The organism is Sporosarcina sp. FSL K6-2383 (genome assembly GCF_038618305.1).
In the GTDB taxonomy this organism is placed as follows: domain Bacteria; phylum Bacillota; class Bacilli; order Bacillales_A; family Planococcaceae; genus Sporosarcina.
In genome coordinates this window covers 3,056,818-3,072,500 of sequence record NZ_CP152017.1, presented here as the reverse complement: position 1 = coordinate 3,072,500, position 15,683 = coordinate 3,056,818, and the positions used below count along the sequence as shown (strand labels likewise).

The following is a 15,683-nucleotide window of genomic DNA, read 5'->3' as shown; positions in this document are numbered from 1 at the left end:
AATACGTTCCCGGGTCTTGTACACACCGCCCGTCACACCACGAGAGTTTGTAACACCCGAAGTCGGTGGGGTAACCCTTACGGGAGCCAGCCGCCGAAGGTGGGACAGATGATTGGGGTGAAGTCGTAACAAGGTAGCCGTATCGGAAGGTGCGGCTGGATCACCTCCTTTCTAAGGAATTATTCGGAATGTAGACCCTTGGGGTCTGCAAGTTGACGTTTTGCGTTCAGTTTTGAAGGTTTATCTTTTATAATAAGAGATGCCTTTTTTAAACTTGTTCATTGAAAACTGGATAAAACGACATTGATAGTAACAAATCAAGAATCAACCACGTAAATAACTTGTTATTTACGATTGCAATACCTTTTTACGTGCATTTGTTTTACATCGCTGTAAACAAATACACACTAATGAGGGTTTCGAGAAATCGGAAGCCGAATGGTTAAGTTAGAAAGGGCGCATGGCGGATGCCTTGGCACTAGGAGCCTAAGAAGGACGGCACTAACACCGATATGCTCCGGGGAGCTGTAAGTAAGCTTTGATCCGGAGATTTCCGAATGGGGAAACCCACTGCCCATAATGGGGCAGTACGTTTACGTGAATACATAGCGTAAACGAGGCAGACCCGGAGAACTGAAACATCTAAGTATCCGGAGGAAGAGAAAGAAACATCGATTCCCTGAGTAGCGGCGAGCGAAACGGGAAAAGCCCAAACCAGGAAGCTTGCTTCCTGGGGTTGTAGGACACTCTATACGGAGTTACAAAGGAATGGATTAGGCGAAGCGACCTGGAAAGGTCCGCCGTAGCGGGTAAAAGCCCCGTAGTCGAAAGTCCATTCTCTCCAGAGTGTATCCTGAGTACGGCGGAACACGTGAAATTCCGTCGGAATCCGGGAGGACCATCTCCCAAGGCTAAATACTCCCTAGTGACCGATAGTGAACCAGTACCGTGAGGGAAAGGTGAAAAGCACCCCGGAAGGGGAGTGAAATAGATCCTGAAACCATGTGCCTACAAGTTGTCAGAGCCCGTTAATGGGTGATGGCGTGCCTTTTGTAGAATGAACCGGCGAGTTACGATTCCATGCAAGGTTAAGCAGTGAATGCGGAGCCGCAGCGAAAGCGAGTCTGAATAGGGCGAATGAGTATGGGGTCGTAGACCCGAAACCAGGTGATCTACCCATGTCCAGGGTGAAGGTAAGGTAACACTTACTGGAGGCCCGAACCCACGTATGTTGAAAAATGCGGGGATGAGGTGTGGGTAGCGGTGAAATTCCAATCGAACCTGGAGATAGCTGGTTCTCTCCGAAATAGCTTTAGGGCTAGCCTCAAACTTAAGAATCTCGGAGGTAGAGCACTGTTTGGACTAGGGGCCCATCCCGGGTTACCGAATTCAGACAAACTCCGAATGCCGATGATTTATGTTTGGGAGTCAGACTGCGGGTGATAAGATCCGTAGTCGAGAGGGAAACAGCCCAGACCACCAGTTAAGGTCCCCAAGTATTCGTTAAGTGGAAAAGGATGTGGCGTTGCCCAGACAACCAGGATGTTGGCTCAGAAGCAGCCATCATTTAAAGAGTGCGTAATAGCTCACTGGTCGAGTGGCGCTGCGCCGAAAATGTACCGGGGCTAAACGAATCACCGAAACTGTGGATTGATACCTTTGGTATCAGTGGTAGGAGAGCGTTCCAAGGGCGTTGAAGCTAGACCGTAAGGACTGGTGGAGCGCTTGGAAGTGAGAATGCCGGTATGAGTAGCGAAAGAAGGGTGAGAATCCCTTCCACCGAATGCCCAAGGTTTCCTGAGGAAGGCTCGTCCGCTCAGGGTTAGTCGGGACCTAAGTCGAGGCCGAAAGGCGTAGACGATGGATAACAGGTTGATATTCCTGTACCACCTCCCCGCCGTTTGAGTAATGGGGGGACGCAGTAGGATAGGGTGAGCGCACTGTTGGTTATGTGCGTCTAAGCAGTAAGGTGTGGAATGAGGCAAATCCCGTTCCTATAACATTGAGCTGTGATGGCGAGGAGATTAATCTCCGGAGTCCCTGATTTCACGCTGCCAAGAAAAGCCTCTAGCGAGGCGGGAGGTGCCCGTACCGCAAACCGACACAGGTAGGCGAGGAGAGAATCCTAAGGTGATCGAGAGAACTCTCGTTAAGGAACTCGGCAAAATGACCCCGTAACTTCGGGAGAAGGGGTGCTCTGTTAGGGTGTTAAAGCCCGAGAGAGCCGCAGTGAATAGGCCCAGGCGACTGTTTAGCAAAAACACAGGTCTCTGCAAAACCGTAAGGTGAAGTATAGGGGCTGACGCCTGCCCGGTGCTGGAAGGTTAAGAGGAGAGGTCAGCGCAAGCGAAGCTTTGAATTGAAGCCCCAGTAAACGGCGGCCGTAACTATAACGGTCCTAAGGTAGCGAAATTCCTTGTCGGGTAAGTTCCGACCCGCACGAAAGGCGTAACGATCTGGGCACTGTCTCAACGAGAGACTCGGTGAAATTATAATACCTGTGAAGATGCAGGTTACCCGCGACAGGACGGAAAGACCCCGTGGAGCTTTACTGTAGCCTGATATTGAATTCCGGTGCAGCCTGTACAGGATAGGTAGGAGCCTAAGATTCCGGAGCGCCAGCTTCGGAGGAGGCGTTGGTGGGATACTACCCTGGCTGTATTGGACTTCTAACCCATGCCCCTTATCGGGGCAGGAGACAGTGTCAGGTGGACAGTTTGACTGGGGCGGTCGCCTCCTAAAGAGTAACGGAGGCGCCCAAAGGTTCCCTCAGAATGGTTGGACATCATTCGTAGAGTGCAAAGGCATAAGGGAGCTTGACTGCGAGACCTACAAGTCGAGCAGGGTCGAAAGACGGGCTTAGTGATCCGGTGGTTCCGCATGGAAGGGCCATCGCTCAACGGATAAAAGCTACCCCGGGGATAACAGGCTTATCTCCCCCAAGAGTCCACATCGACGGGGAGGTTTGGCACCTCGATGTCGGCTCATCGCATCCTGGGGCTGTAGTCGGTCCCAAGGGTTGGGCTGTTCGCCCATTAAAGCGGTACGCGAGCTGGGTTCAGAACGTCGTGAGACAGTTCGGTCCCTATCCGTCGCGGGCGCAGGAAATTTGAGAGGAGCTGTCCTTAGTACGAGAGGACCGGGATGGACACACCGCTGGTGTACCAGTTGTCTTGCCAAAGGCATCGCTGGGTAGCTATGTGTGGACGGGATAAATGCTGAAAGCATCTAAGCATGAAGCCCCCCTCGAGATGAGATTTCCCATTACGCAAGTAAGTAAGTTCCCTCAAAGAAGATGAGGTTGATAGGTCTGGGGTGGAAGCGCGGCGACGTGTGGAGCTGACAGATACTAATCGAACGAGGACTTAACCTTCTAGTAAAAAGGGCAGGTTGGCCCTGATTTGTGAAACACACTGTCTGTTTTATTCAGTTTTGAACGAATAAGTACCGTTCATAAAAAAGTGCTTGCAAATCTTAACTGATTTGATATAATGAGTATTGTCTTTGGAAAAAGATGATGCAGGTCTGGTGCCGATGGCGAAGAGGTCACACCCGTTCCCATACCGAACACGGAAGTTAAGCTCTTCAGCGCCGATGGTAGTTGGGGGTTTCCCCCTGCAAGAGTAGGACGTCGCCGGGCCTGTAATTCATTACATATAACATTCAAAACGTCTAATTTTACTTATTGTAATCCCGGTAAAAGTGGGAGAAGCGAGTAGTACAAGGAAACGATTGAGAGAACGAAGGAGCGTACATAACTACGTGACTGAGTAAGCGAATGAAGTTGACGCAGTAATGCGAAGCTTATCGCACTTTTACCCAGGAGGATTAGCTCAGCTGGGAGAGCACCTGCCTTACAAGCAGGGGGTCGGCGGTTCGAGCCCGTCATCCTCCACCATTTTTTTATAAATACACTTTAGCCGGTGTAGCTCAACTGGTAGAGCAACTGACTTGTAATCAGTAGGTTGAGGGTTCAAGTCCTTTCGCCGGCACCACTTTTCGAGCCATTAGCTCAGTTGGTAGAGCATCTGACTTTTAATCAGAGGGTCGCAGGTTCGAATCCTGCATGGCTCACCATTTTTCATTTTCATGACTGCGAGTCATGTTATATATTGCGGGTATGGCGGAACTGGCAGACGCGCTAGACTTAGGATCTAGTGCCTTCGGGCGTGGGGGTTCGACTCCCTTTACCCGCACTTATAATGCGGAAGTAGTTCAGTGGTAGAATACGACCTTGCCAAGGTCGGGGTCGCGGGTTCGAATCCCGTCTTCCGCTCCAATTCTTTGCCGGGGTGGCGGAACTGGCAGACGCACAGGACTTAAAATCCTGCGGTAGGTGACTACCGTACCGGTTCGATTCCGGTTCTCGGCACCAAATCTTATAAATTAAGTACACTTATATGCGCTCGTAGCTCAATTGGATAGAGCACCTGACTACGGATCAGGAGGTTGTGGATTCGACTTCTGCCGGGCGCGCCATTATATTTTATATCTAACGGGAAGTAGCTCAGCTTGGTAGAGCACTTGGTTTGGGACCAAGGGGTCGCAGGTTCGAATCCTGTCTTCCCGACCACTTTATGGGGCCTTAGCTCAGCTGGGAGAGCGCCTGCCTTGCACGCAGGAGGTCAGCGGTTCGATCCCGCTAGGCTCCACCAAAAACAACTTATATAAAGATCCTGGCGGCGTAGCTCAGCTGGCTAGAGCGTACGGTTCATACCCGTAAGGTCGGGGGTTCGATCCCCTCTGCCGCCATCTTAAAGGACCTTTAGCTCAGTTGGTTAGAGCAGACGGCTCATAACCGTCCGGTCGCAGGTTCGAGTCCTGCAAGGTCCACCAGTACTATATTTTCACATGGAGGTATACCCAAGTTCGGCTGAAGGGAACGGTCTTGAAAACCGTCAGGCGGGTTAAACCGCGCGGGGGTTCGAATCCCTCTACCTCCTCCATTTTTCTTGATTAATGAATCACATTGAAAAAAATAGTAATAATATTGTCGCGGGGTGGAGCAAGTCACATAACGAAGAATGTGATTTGTGTAATTTCCTGAAAGGAAATTACAGCGAAATCCTAGATGGAAAATGAATTGCGTGTACTTTTTATTATTATGAATAATATTGTCGCGGGGTGGAGCAGTGGTAGCTCGTCGGGCTCATAACCCGAAGGTCGCAGGTTCAAATCCTGCCCCCGCAACCAAATGGTCCCGTGGTGTAGCGGTTAACATGCCTGCCTGTCACGCAGGAGATCGCCGGTTCGATCCCGGTCGGGACCGCCATTTTTTCAAAAATACATAATGTGGCTCAGTAGCTCAGTCGGTAGAGCAAAGGACTGAAAATCCTTGTGTCGGCGGTTCGATTCCGTCCTGAGCCACCATCTTATGCGGATGTAGTTTAGTGGTAAAACCTCAGCCTTCCAAGCTGATGATGAGGGTTCGATTCCCTTCATCCGCTCCAAAATTAGGGCCTATAGCTCAGCTGGTTAGAGCGCACGCCTGATAAGCGTGAGGTCGGTGGTTCGAGTCCACTTAGGCCCACCATTCCGCAGTAGCTCAGTGGTAGAGCAATCGGCTGTTAACCGATCGGTCGTAGGTTCGAGTCCTACCTGCGGAGCCATTTATATGGGGAAGTACTCAAGTGGCTCAAGAGGTGCCCCTGCTAAGGGTATAGATCGCGTAAGCGGTGCGAGGGTTCGAATCCCTCCTTCTCCGCCATATATTTGGCCCCTTGGTCAAGCGGTTAAGACACCGCCCTTTCACGGCGGTAACACGGGTTCGAATCCCGTAGGGGTCATACAATAAAAAGCTAGGTTATGAGTTCTTCAAGAACTCATAACCTAGCTTTTTTCCTACTTTGAGAATTATAGAATTTTGTATTGTGAGCATATCAGCGTATGAATCCACAATATTCGTAGCCCAGCTTTATCTCAAGGTAGCTTAGTTCTAAGAAAATGTTGTTCAGTTTTAATCCAAATAATGAAAGCGACATCCCGGGGCTCGATAGGTAATCTGGGATGTCGCTTTTTGTTATTGACTATCCAATTCCTCCTCGTATTGCACGGATGCGTCGGACCTAATGAAACCGCGTGTTTTACCACTGATGTCTGTACCTACAAACTCTTCAATCGCTTCTTCTGAAGCCCCGTCTTCGATAGTGCTGTCGTATAGTGTGTCATAGCTGTCATGGTCGCCTATGAAGTCTGAAGGGGTTTCTGAGGTGCCAGACTTAGCGATTTCTTGGAAGCTGTCTTCGCCGTCGCGGGCTGCTCCAGATCTTCTATCGGCATACGAATTTGGGTTAGCCATGATAAGGATATCATCTTCGACTGGACGATCATTTGGTACTTCTTGTTCGTTCGCATGATCAATACAAAGCGTTGTGTAAGGAATAGCTTCAAGTCTTTCGAATAGAATTTCATGTTGGCATACTTCGCAAATGCCATAGGTGCCCTCGAGCATCGCCTGTATGGCGTTCTCTACTTTAGTTAGTTCATTATTCGCATGTACGTTTAGGGCGATGTCTTTCTCACGTTCAAACAGTTCTGTACCCATATCAGCAGGATGATTGTCATACATCGAAAGTTCACTGGAGGCTTCTTGTGCACTTTCCTTGCTATCAGTTTGTTCTGCCGTTGTTGTTAAATGTTCTTTCATATTGAATAACTCTTTTTTTAACAGTGATTGTTGTTTGTCAGTTAGCACGTTTGGTCACGTCCTTTTTGAGAATACAAACAGTATGTGCAAAAGTTTTGGATTTAATAAAAAAAAGCATGTAGCACCAAATCAAATCGGTGCTACATGCTTGTCTATTTTAAAATACGTGATTGAAGAGTATACCAAGACCAAGTAACAAACCAAATAGTGTATTTGTCACAGCTGTATTTTTCATAGCAGGCATTACTTCAATTGGTTGCAAATTTTTTCGGAATACAGAGATTGCTGTTGCTGGTTTTTTGACACTGAGCAAAACAAGAAGTGCCCAAGGTGTCAGGTAACCTGAAATAACCAGCGCGATGATCCAGCCATAAGATATGACAAAAAAGAACATTAAAATTGTGATAGCGTTGGGTCGACCGACTAGGATGGCAAGTGTTTTCCTACCACCTTCAGTATCTCCTTCAATATCGCGAATATTGTTGGCCATCATGATTCCTCCTACAAGTAGCATACTTGGTATGGACAATAGGATGGCTTCTGTCGTGACAGTTCCTGTTTGAAGGTAAAAGGCAATGAGGATGAGCAGCATGCCCATTACTACGCCAGATACTAACTCACCAAAAGGTGTGTAGGCGATTGGATATGGTCCACCGGTGTAGAAATAGCCTACCATCATCGACAGGATACCAACAATTGCGAGTAGCCATGACGTTTCCATACAAATATAGATACCGATTAGGACGGAAATTCCATATAGTAAAAAGGCCAGATTCAATACCGTTTTGGGTTGGATACCATTGCGGACGATTGTGCCTCCAATACCGATGGAATGCTCTGTATCAAGACCCCGTTTGAAATCATAGTATTCGTTGAACATATTTGTCGCCATTTGGATGAAGATACTGGCGGTCAGCATTGCGAAGAATAAAGGAAAATGAATGTTTGTACTAGGTAACGCAATCATCGTGCCAAGAAATACAGGTGCGAAAGCTGCTGTTAGGGTATGTGGACGTGTCAGTTGCCACCAAATACGCCATCCTGTATCTGCTTTTATTGTCTGTTGCAAAATTTTTCTCTCCCTATCATTTTGTACTATAATCATTGTACTCTAAATTCGACAAAGTGGACATGCTACCTGCTTAATATTGTGCTTAAATGTCGGAAATTCGGTATGATAGTATTAAGGTATAAGTATATAATTAGTTGAATGAATGTACGGAGGGAAAATGATGAACCGGAAGTTGACCGCTACGCGTAAAAGCCAAGTGAAAATGGACAGTCATGCAGTACGATTTTTTACGGAAACCATTGATGCGGGGCGAATTTCACCACTTGCATTTTTTGAAGCGGGGGAATCCTGTTATCAAGATAAACGTTTTTATTGGCAAAATGCAGATAAAACCATGACGCTCGTCGGTATTGGACATGCGACAGTATTGACGAGTGATAGCGTTGAGGAACGCTTTCAACATATTTCAACAGCGTGGAATCGTTTGCGGGCTGCGCTTATTAAAGAAGAAAAGGATATGGAGCCTGTATTGTTTGGAGGTTTCTCCTATGATCCTAAAAGTATTAAGGAGGCGGAGTGGGATGCATTTCCATCTGCTTATTTTGTTGTCCCTTCTTTCCAGCTGACAATTAAAAACGGGAAGACGACGATTTCCATCAACCTAGTGACGGAAAGCGATGAAGCGGCGGAAGAGTTCAATCGGTTGCGAGATGAACGGGATCGCTTAATTCATATTGCGCAAGTGGAAGATTTTAATCTATTGGCAAAGCCAGTTGTTGTTTCCATTGAGGAAATTGCCAAAGACAATTATATGCAGGCTGTTGCCGATGTGACAGATAAAATCAATGAAGGTATTGCTGAAAAAGTTGTTATTGCACGTTCTGTACAGCTCAATTTTGCAGAGGAAGTACCGGCTGTCACTGCATTGCATCATATTTCAAATGAACAGCAGGAGAGTTATCATTTCGGTCTGCAAAAAGATGGTCAACTGTTTTTCGGTGCTACGCCGGAGCGTTTGATTGAAATATCGAATGGACGAGCGTACTCCGCCTGTGTTGCAGGATCTATTAAACGCGGGAAGTCCGCAGTGGAGGATCGGCAATTTGGTGAAGAACTGCTCGAGGATCATAAAAATCGGGAAGAGCATCAATATGTTGTCAATATGATTTCACAAGTATTTCAGGCTTTTTGTACAAATATTGCGATGCCTAAAGCACCAAAACTTATGAAAATTCGTGATATTCAGCATTTATTCACCCCGATTGAGGGAACAGTGGAGCAAGGAACTGACATTTTTAACTTGGTTCAGGCTCTTCATCCGACACCTGCACTTGGTGGAGTACCAACAAATGTATCGATGGAGATGATTCGATCTGTGGAAAATATGGATCGAGGATATTATGCTGCGCCGATCGGCTGGACGGATACGGCGGGCAATGGTGAATTTGCGGTGGCAATTCGTTCTGCCTTACTGGACGGTAATCATGCGTATTTGTATGCCGGTGGTGGAATTGTCGCTGATTCTGAGGCGGATAAAGAATATGATGAAACATGGGTTAAATTTAGACCGGTTATGCGGGCGCTTGGAGGAAAATTGAATGGATAACCGTAGCGTATTAACAGATTATGTTCGGCGTATGACTGGGGCGCTGATGAATGCAGGTGTAAAAGAGGCTGTTGTTAGTCCAGGATCACGTTCAACGCCGCTTGCCTATGCACTTGCTTCAACGGACAATCTCGACGTTTATATGCAAGTTGATGAACGTTCAGCAGCCTATTTTGCACTTGGCTTGGCGAAGGCATCGGGGCAACCGGTCGTTTTACTTTGTACATCAGGTACAGCGGCATCGAATTATCACCCAGCCATTACAGAGGCTTATTATGCGCGCGTTCCACTCATCGTTATAACAGCGGACCGTCCACATGAATTAAGGGAAGTGGGGGCACCACAAGCGATCAATCAGATTCGTATGTATGGTGAGCATGTAAAGTACAGTGTGGATATGCCTGTGCCAGAAGATAATTCGAACATTCATGATTTTATTGATCGTCATATTAGCCGCGCGTTGTCAGTTGCGACAACAGCGCCTTTTGGACCGGTTCACTTGAATGTACCGTTCCGAGAACCACTGTTGATTGATTTTGATCGAGCAACACCGATCTCGACATTTAGTCAACATCTCATAGGGGGCTCTGCTTTAGATACAGCTACAGCACAACTGATAATGGACATGCTTGTCAAATCGGATAGGGGGCTTATCGTCGCAGGTGAGCTGCCAGTTGGGATGGACAAGCAAGCGTTTTGGCGATTTGCAGGTGCGTTACAATGGCCAGTGTTGTGCGATCCGTTATCGAATCTGCGTTCAGAGGTACCCGACCAGTGTGTAGCGTTGTGTATCGATCACTATGACGCTCTGTTGAAAAGTGATGTTTTCTGTGACAAGGTGATGCCAGAGATAGTAATTCGTTTTGGCACGCAGCCTGTATCGAAACCACTCTCACTTTATTTGAAAAAAGTAGGGCCTTCGACCGTTATTGCGGTGGATGAATCACCCGAATTCAGGGATTCGCTCGGTATCGTTACACATCATGTTCAGACAACACCGGAAGCGGTTTTTCGAATTATTGTGAACAAGCCGAAGACAGCTTATTCGGAGTTATGGGCTGCAGCGAATCGGCTAGCATCTGATGTAACGAACAGTTATGAAGGAGTCGTCGGTGATGAAGGGATCTTTGCAAAAACACTAATTGAACATTTACCAACAGGTAGTGACTTGGTCAGTGGTAGTAGTATGCCGATTCGCGATATGGATACATTTTTTAGAGCGACGACGAAAGATATCACTATTTTCGCTAACCGAGGAACGAATGGTATTGACGGAGTTGTGTCAACAGCATTTGGGATTCAAACGGCACGGAAGCGACCAACATGGTTGTATATTGGTGATTTGTCGTTTTTACATGATGTCAATGGTTTAATTGTCAGTCGTTTTCATGACATGGATTTAACGATTGTCATTATGAATAACGATGGCGGTGGGATTTTCTCTTATCTTTCACAAGCCGGGGTTACGAATCATTTTGAAGAGTTATTTGGCACGCCGACAGGTTTGACATTCGATCATATTGCGGCGATGTATGATGCACAATATGCCGCTGTCAAGTCCGTCGAAGAGTTTGAAGCAGAGCTCTTGCGTGTTAAAGACAAGTCTGTACGTATTATCGAAGTATTTGCGAATCGCCAAGTGAATGTACAGGCGCATCGAGAGTTGTGGGCACAGATTACAGATAGGCTTGCTAGCGATGTGTGAAAAGTTTGTTGATGTGCGTGGAATAGACATCCATGTGGCAATGAATGGCGATGACAGCTTACCGACGATTGTTCTGTTACATGGTTTTACGGGAAGTACGGCTTCTTGGCAAGAGGTCATCGAGCTGTTTAAAGGTCGATACCGAACTGTCGTGATTGACTTAACGGGTCATGGGAGAACGGCGGCACCAAAAGAGACTGCTCGCTATGCGATGGAACAGCAAGTAGAAGATCTTGAAGTGCTTTTTGACATGCTGTCGCTAGACCAATTTACATTGGTTGGCTATTCCATGGGAGGTCGCGTTGCACTTGCCTTTACGGTGAAGTATCCAAAGAGAGTAACGTCTCTAATCCTTGAAAGTTCTTCTCCAGGGCTGAAAACAGTTGAAGAACGAACGGAGCGTAAGGTGGCAGATAGTCGTTTGGCAGATAGAATCTTAAAGGATGGCTTGAAATCGTTTGTGGATTTTTGGGAGAGTGTTCCGTTGTTTGATTCACAGCGAATGCTGTCGGAAGACAAGAGGCGGGCGGTTAGGGATGAACGACTTAGCCAGCGTGAGACGGGACTTGCGAACAGTTTACGAGGCATTGGGACTGGTAGTCAACCGTCGTATTGGCAGAGGCTTCACGCGCTGACTGTTGCTGTTTTGCTCATAACGGGAGAACTCGACACAAAATTCGTAAATATTGCCCGGGAAATGATTTATAAATTCCCGAATGCTCGTCATGAAACGATTGTCAATGTCGGACATGCAATACATGTGGAAAATCCCACTGTATTTGCTACAATGGTAGAGGAACATATTTTGAAGGGCGTTAATGAGGGGAATCTAAGTTTGTGACGTTCTGTTGCAACAGGGAAGAATGCATTCCTCACTACCTATCCGTTTCTTACGGGTATAATGTCGCTTAGATGTAATGAAAATCGAGGAGGGTCTATATGACACGTCAATGGGAAACACTTCGTACATACGAAGATATCAAATACGAAAAGTATAGTGGTATCGCAAAAATAACAATCAACCGTCCGGAAGTGCGTAACGCATTCCGCCCGAAAACGGTAATGGAGCTTATCGATGCATTTTCACGCGCACGTGATGACGCGAGCATTGGTGTTATTGTTTTAACAGGTGAAGGTGAGAAAGCATTCTGTTCAGGTGGCGATCAATCTGTACGTGGTCATGGTGGCTATGTTGGAGATGACGAAATTCCCCGTTTGAACGTGCTAGATTTACAACGTTTAATCAGAGTTATTCCGAAGCCAGTTGTGGCAATGGTCGCAGGTTATGCTATCGGTGGCGGACACGTGTTACATGTTGTCTGTGACTTGACGATTGCAGCAGACAATGCGCGATTCGGGCAAACAGGACCTAAAGTTGGTTCTTTCGATGCTGGTTATGGTTCAGGCTACTTGGCACGAATTATTGGTCATAAGAAAGCACGTGAAATTTGGTTCCTATGTCGTCAATACGACGCACAGGAAGCGCTTGATATGGGTCTTGTCAACACAGTTGTTCCTTATGCACAACTCGAAGACGAAACTGTTCAATGGTGTGAAGAAATGCTTACAATGAGCCCGACTGCACTTCGTTTTGTCAAAGCGGCAATGAACGCTGATACGGACGGTCTTGCAGGCTTACAACAAATGGCTGGTGACGCAACACTACTGTATTATACAACGGATGAAGCGAAAGAAGGCCGCGATGCGTTTAAAGAGAAACGTCAACCGGACTTCGGTCAATTCCCACGTTTTCCTTAATCAATCGCGCCTTAGCGTGATTGCGTCCAGATTTTGAATTGAGCTTGCTCAATTAACTCCTTTCAAAATCTGTGACATCCGCCGGAGGCTTTATCTTCATTCAGCGGTAGTTTGGACACCCACTGAACAGGGAAACAAAACAGTACTTATCTCTAAAACTGTGGAGGTGGGAGTCTTCAGCTGGATGAAGATAAACAACAAAGAAAGCTGCCTAATTATTGGGTAGCTTTTTTTCTGACTGAATGGAGGGTGAAAAAATGATTCCAAATTGGCTGATACAGCGAGCGTATTTGACGCCGGATAAAACGGCATTATCTTTTGAGAATGAAACATGGACATTTGCCGAGTTGAAAAATAAGTCAATGGTGCTTGCAGGAAAATTGACAGCGAATGATTTACAAGAGGGACAGCGCATTGCATTGCTCGGTCCGTCTAATGCAGACATGGTATTCATCATCCATGCCTGTATGTTAGCGGGACTTGAAATCGTCATGTTGAATAGCCGACTGACCACCAAGGAATTGGAGTGGCAGTTGGAGGATTCGGGTGCTAGTGCGGTCATTGTTGCGGATGAAATGCATGATGTTGTCGCTAATACAGCTGTCCGTCCATTGCTTTATTCGACAATTGACCAAAGTGTAGAGCAGCAATTTGACGTTCAGGAACTGTGGACGACAGATCGGACGATTACGATTATGTATACATCGGGCACGACAGGCTTTCCGAAAGGGGTTCGTCAAACAGCGGGCAACCATGTTTCGAGTGCAATGTCGTCTGTTTTGAATCTAGGGTTGAAGGATGATGATGTTTGGCTCTGTGCCATGCCATTATTTCATATTAGCGGCTTCTCCATTCTTGTTCGGTCGGCTCTGTATGGAATGGAAGTCAGGTTGTACGAAAAATTTGATGCCATTCGAACGGCGGCGGAAATTCGTGATGGCTCGGTGACAAGGATGTCAGTTGTATCTCTAACGTTGGACAAAATCTTGCGAGAGCTTGAAAAAGACAATGCGCAGGCTCATCCTTCTTTCCAAACGATGCTGGCAGGTGGTGGTTCAGTGCCTGTAGATTACATGGAGCGGGCGATTGCTTGTCGCATTCCTGTACTTCAAACATATGGCATGACGGAAACCAGTTCGCAGACCGCGACATTGGCAGCAGGAGATGCGATACGTAAGATGGGTTCTGCGGGCAAGCCGTTATTTTTTAATCAAATCAAGATAAAGAATGCGGTGAATCCTTATGACAAAGGAGAAGTATTAATACATGGTCCGCATGTGACGCCAGGATATATTGGCCGATTTGCAGATATCAATCCGTTGGAGGATGGCTGGTTGCCGACAGGAGATATCGGCTATTTTGATGAAGAAGGTTATTTGTATGTTATCGATCGGCGTTCGGATTTAATCATTTCAGGCGGGGAGAATATTTATCCTGCAGAAATTGAAAATGTACTTGTGGCGCATGCAAATGTTAGCGAAGCGGGTGTATGTGGGCGAGAACATGCCGAATGGGGAAGTGTTCCAGTAGCATTTGTCGTTGTAGCAGGTGATGTGTCGGCAGAGGAGTTGCTATTGTTTTGCGAAGAGCAATTAGCACGCTATAAAGTGCCTAAGGAATTCTATTTTGTTGATAAGCTGCCGCGTAATGCATCGAATAAGTTGTTACGGCGGGAATTGAGGGAATGGTTGGATTGTCCAAAGTAAGCTGTGGATTGTCAGCGCAAACCGAGAAACCTATCGACGGTTCTATAATTACGCCAGATAAAAAGGCTGTTCTGCTCCCCGGATTCATCTAGGTAAGCAAAACAGCCTTTCTCAAATCATTCTCCACTCAACGCTTTCCTCAATGTTTCAATGTTCCGTAGCATCAAGGAAAAATAGTCTTCGTTATGCTTCACATCATCGTCGGTCAGCACACCAAGATTATGCAGTGTAAGTGCTTCGGCTCCGATTTCCTTGCGTATCACCTCTGTTGGTTTGGATGAAATATTTTGTTCAAATAAGATATAACGCACATTTTGTTCTTTGGCTTGCTCAACAAGCGTTGCCAATTGTTTTTGCGAAGGCTCACTCTGTGAATTCAAGCCTGCAATGGCGACTTGCTCAAGGCCATAGGGTTTGGCAATATAACCGAATGCAGCATGTGAGACAAAGAATGTTTTGGATGGAGCACTGGATGCCATCTCTTTAAATTTATCATCGAGTTTGACCAATTCAGTATGCAGCTGCTCGAAGTTTTTCTCGAATTCAGCTGCCATTTCAGGTGCTTCTTCAATTAAAGAATTTTTGATGGAAGTAGCGAGTTCGACACTCAGCTTTGGCGAAATCCAGACATGGGGATCAAGTGGGCCATGGTTATGACCCTCCTCATCATGTCCCTCATCTTCATGATCGTGACCTTCTTCATCATGACTCCCATCCTCATGGTCATGCCCTTCTTCAAGCATTGCTTCAGAAATATCTTCTGCGGTCGCAATCATTTTGACATGTTCGTTTTTCATCGTCTTTTCAGCATTTTCCACAAAACCTTCAAGGCCAAGACCGATATAGAAGAACAAATCCGAATCCGCGAGTGCAATCATATCTTTTTGAGTTGGGTCGAATGTGTGCTCATCTGCACCTGGTGGGTAGATAGATTTGACATCGACTTGCTCACCACCGATTCGTTCTGTGAAATATTGCAGTGGATAAACAGTTGTATAGACAGATAGTTTTTCATTATCGTTTGCTGATTGTTCTTTATCTGTGTCTTTATTGCTGCATGCTGCAAGTAGCAATATCGTTAGAAATGAAATGATGACAATGATTTTTTTCTTCATAAGTAAAAATCCTCCGTTTAGTTAATAGTAATCGTTACGATTTAGGTAACTGGCTTTATTATCATACAAGAGAGTTGCTCATTTAGCAACTAGAAAGAGAATTTTATTTTTATTCAGCAGAAGACTCCCACCTCT

Annotated in this window: 8 protein-coding genes, 20 tRNA genes and 3 rRNA genes (1 of these 31 running past the window's edge); 28 read left to right on the top strand and 3 right to left on the bottom strand. The window is 46.3% G+C overall.

The features are described from left to right. From MKZ10_RS15450 to MKZ10_RS15340, 23 genes are all read left to right on the top strand, one after another. A 16S ribosomal RNA gene (locus MKZ10_RS15450) occupies window positions 1-171 on the top strand; it begins 1,381 nt to the left of the window's first position. Between the two features lie 269 nt (window positions 172-440). Continuing rightward, window positions 441-3,373, top strand: a 23S ribosomal RNA gene (locus MKZ10_RS15445). A gap of 151 nt (window positions 3,374-3,524) precedes the next feature. Then, window positions 3,525-3,640 (top strand): 5S ribosomal RNA (gene rrf, locus MKZ10_RS15440). The 16S, 23S and 5S rRNA genes sit together here with 20 tRNA genes alongside, the layout of an rRNA operon. A 182-nt stretch (window positions 3,641-3,822) precedes the next feature. Then, window positions 3,823-3,898, top strand: a tRNA-Val gene (locus MKZ10_RS15435). 21 nt (window positions 3,899-3,919) lie between these two features. After that, a tRNA-Thr gene (locus MKZ10_RS15430) sits at window positions 3,920-3,995 on the top strand. Between the two features lie 6 nt (window positions 3,996-4,001). Beyond that, window positions 4,002-4,077, top strand: a tRNA-Lys gene (locus MKZ10_RS15425). A gap of 37 nt (window positions 4,078-4,114) precedes the next feature. Beyond that, a tRNA-Leu gene (locus MKZ10_RS15420) sits at window positions 4,115-4,196 on the top strand. A gap of 8 nt (window positions 4,197-4,204) precedes the next feature. Then, window positions 4,205-4,279: transfer RNA gene (locus MKZ10_RS15415), tRNA-Gly, on the top strand. Between the two features lie 7 nt (window positions 4,280-4,286). Further along, a tRNA-Leu gene (locus MKZ10_RS15410) sits at window positions 4,287-4,375 on the top strand. Between the two features lie 27 nt (window positions 4,376-4,402). Further along, a tRNA-Arg gene (locus MKZ10_RS15405) sits at window positions 4,403-4,479 on the top strand. A gap of 17 nt (window positions 4,480-4,496) precedes the next feature. Further along, window positions 4,497-4,573, top strand: a tRNA-Pro gene (locus MKZ10_RS15400). A 6-nt stretch (window positions 4,574-4,579) separates the two neighbouring features. Then, a tRNA-Ala gene (locus tag MKZ10_RS15395) sits at window positions 4,580-4,655 on the top strand. 23 nt (window positions 4,656-4,678) lie between these two features. After that, window positions 4,679-4,752 (top strand) — tRNA-Met (locus tag MKZ10_RS15390). Window positions 4,753-4,759: 7 nt separating this feature from the next. Then, window positions 4,760-4,836, top strand: a tRNA-Ile gene (locus MKZ10_RS15385). A gap of 17 nt (window positions 4,837-4,853) precedes the next feature. Beyond that, window positions 4,854-4,946, top strand: a tRNA-Ser gene (locus tag MKZ10_RS15380). A gap of 172 nt (window positions 4,947-5,118) precedes the next feature. Then, window positions 5,119-5,193 (top strand) — tRNA-Met (locus MKZ10_RS15375). Window positions 5,194-5,196: 3 nt separating this feature from the next. Continuing rightward, window positions 5,197-5,272, top strand: a tRNA-Asp gene (locus MKZ10_RS15370). Window positions 5,273-5,294: 22 nt separating this feature from the next. Then, window positions 5,295-5,370 (top strand) — tRNA-Phe (locus MKZ10_RS15365). Between the two features lie 6 nt (window positions 5,371-5,376). Then, window positions 5,377-5,450: transfer RNA gene (locus tag MKZ10_RS15360), tRNA-Gly, on the top strand. Window positions 5,451-5,456: 6 nt separating this feature from the next. Further along, window positions 5,457-5,533, top strand: a tRNA-Ile gene (locus MKZ10_RS15355). Window position 5,534: 1 nt separating this feature from the next. Then, window positions 5,535-5,609: transfer RNA gene (locus MKZ10_RS15350), tRNA-Asn, on the top strand. Window positions 5,610-5,616: 7 nt separating this feature from the next. Further along, window positions 5,617-5,707: transfer RNA gene (locus tag MKZ10_RS15345), tRNA-Ser, on the top strand. 7 nt (window positions 5,708-5,714) lie between these two features. Then, window positions 5,715-5,786 (top strand) — tRNA-Glu (locus MKZ10_RS15340). A 233-nt stretch (window positions 5,787-6,019) separates the two neighbouring features. Here MKZ10_RS15340 and MKZ10_RS15335 read toward each other — a convergent pair. Continuing rightward, on the bottom strand, window positions 6,020-6,694 hold the full coding sequence (locus MKZ10_RS15335; protein WP_342505807.1) for a TraR/DksA C4-type zinc finger protein: 675 nt from the start codon (window positions 6,692-6,694) through the stop codon (window positions 6,020-6,022). Window positions 6,695-6,803: 109 nt separating this feature from the next. Beyond that, window positions 6,804-7,715 (bottom strand): 1,4-dihydroxy-2-naphthoate polyprenyltransferase, encoded by a 912-nt coding sequence (locus tag MKZ10_RS15330; protein WP_342505806.1) that lies wholly within the window; start codon window positions 7,713-7,715, stop codon window positions 6,804-6,806. Between the two features lie 163 nt (window positions 7,716-7,878). On the opposite strand from MKZ10_RS15330, the gene MKZ10_RS15325 reads away from it, so the two are divergent. From MKZ10_RS15325 to MKZ10_RS15305, 5 genes are all read left to right on the top strand, one after another. Next, window positions 7,879-9,264, top strand: a complete 1,386-nt coding sequence (locus MKZ10_RS15325; RefSeq protein WP_342510240.1) for an isochorismate synthase — start codon at window positions 7,879-7,881, stop codon at window positions 9,262-9,264. Beyond that, the gene (menD, locus tag MKZ10_RS15320; protein ID WP_342505805.1) at window positions 9,257-10,969 is read left to right on the top strand and encodes a 2-succinyl-5-enolpyruvyl-6-hydroxy-3-cyclohexene-1-carboxylic-acid synthase; all 1,713 of its coding nucleotides are present in this window, start codon (window positions 9,257-9,259) and stop codon (window positions 10,967-10,969) included. The genes MKZ10_RS15325 and menD overlap by 8 nt, the downstream gene beginning before the upstream one ends. Then, window positions 10,962-11,810, top strand: a complete 849-nt coding sequence (gene menH / locus MKZ10_RS15315; protein ID WP_342505804.1) for a 2-succinyl-6-hydroxy-2,4-cyclohexadiene-1-carboxylate synthase — start codon at window positions 10,962-10,964, stop codon at window positions 11,808-11,810. The genes menD and menH overlap by 8 nt, the downstream gene beginning before the upstream one ends. 98 nt (window positions 11,811-11,908) lie before the next feature. Next, window positions 11,909-12,727, top strand: coding sequence for a 1,4-dihydroxy-2-naphthoyl-CoA synthase (gene menB, locus MKZ10_RS15310; protein ID WP_203246991.1), 819 nt, complete (start codon window positions 11,909-11,911; stop codon window positions 12,725-12,727). Window positions 12,728-12,984: 257 nt separating this feature from the next. Beyond that, on the top strand, window positions 12,985-14,433 hold the full coding sequence (locus MKZ10_RS15305; protein ID WP_342505803.1) for an o-succinylbenzoate--CoA ligase: 1,449 nt from the start codon (window positions 12,985-12,987) through the stop codon (window positions 14,431-14,433). Window positions 14,434-14,549: 116 nt separating this feature from the next. On the opposite strand, the gene MKZ10_RS15300 is transcribed toward MKZ10_RS15305, so the two are convergent. Continuing rightward, the gene (locus tag MKZ10_RS15300) at window positions 14,550-15,548 is read right to left on the bottom strand and encodes a zinc ABC transporter substrate-binding protein (protein ID WP_342505802.1); all 999 of its coding nucleotides are present in this window, start codon (window positions 15,546-15,548) and stop codon (window positions 14,550-14,552) included. Window positions 15,549-15,683 lie beyond the last annotated feature (135 nt).

Bases quoted from the DNA above. Each gene is read 5' to 3' on its own strand.
- MKZ10_RS15325 (WP_342510240.1), top strand. From the start codon at position 7,879: ATGAACCGGAAGTTGACCGCTACGCGTAAAAGCCAAGTGAAAATGGAC.
- menD (WP_342505805.1), top strand. From the start codon at position 9,257: ATGGATAACCGTAGCGTATTAACAGATTATGTTCGGCGTATGACTGGG.
- menH (WP_342505804.1), top strand. From the start codon at position 10,962: ATGTGTGAAAAGTTTGTTGATGTGCGTGGAATAGACATCCATGTGGCA.
- menB (WP_203246991.1), top strand. From the start codon at position 11,909: ATGACACGTCAATGGGAAACACTTCGTACATACGAAGATATCAAATAC.
- MKZ10_RS15305 (WP_342505803.1), top strand. From the start codon at position 12,985: ATGATTCCAAATTGGCTGATACAGCGAGCGTATTTGACGCCGGATAAA.
- MKZ10_RS15300 (WP_342505802.1), bottom strand. From the start codon at position 15,548: ATGAAGAAAAAAATCATTGTCATCATTTCATTTCTAACGATATTGCTA.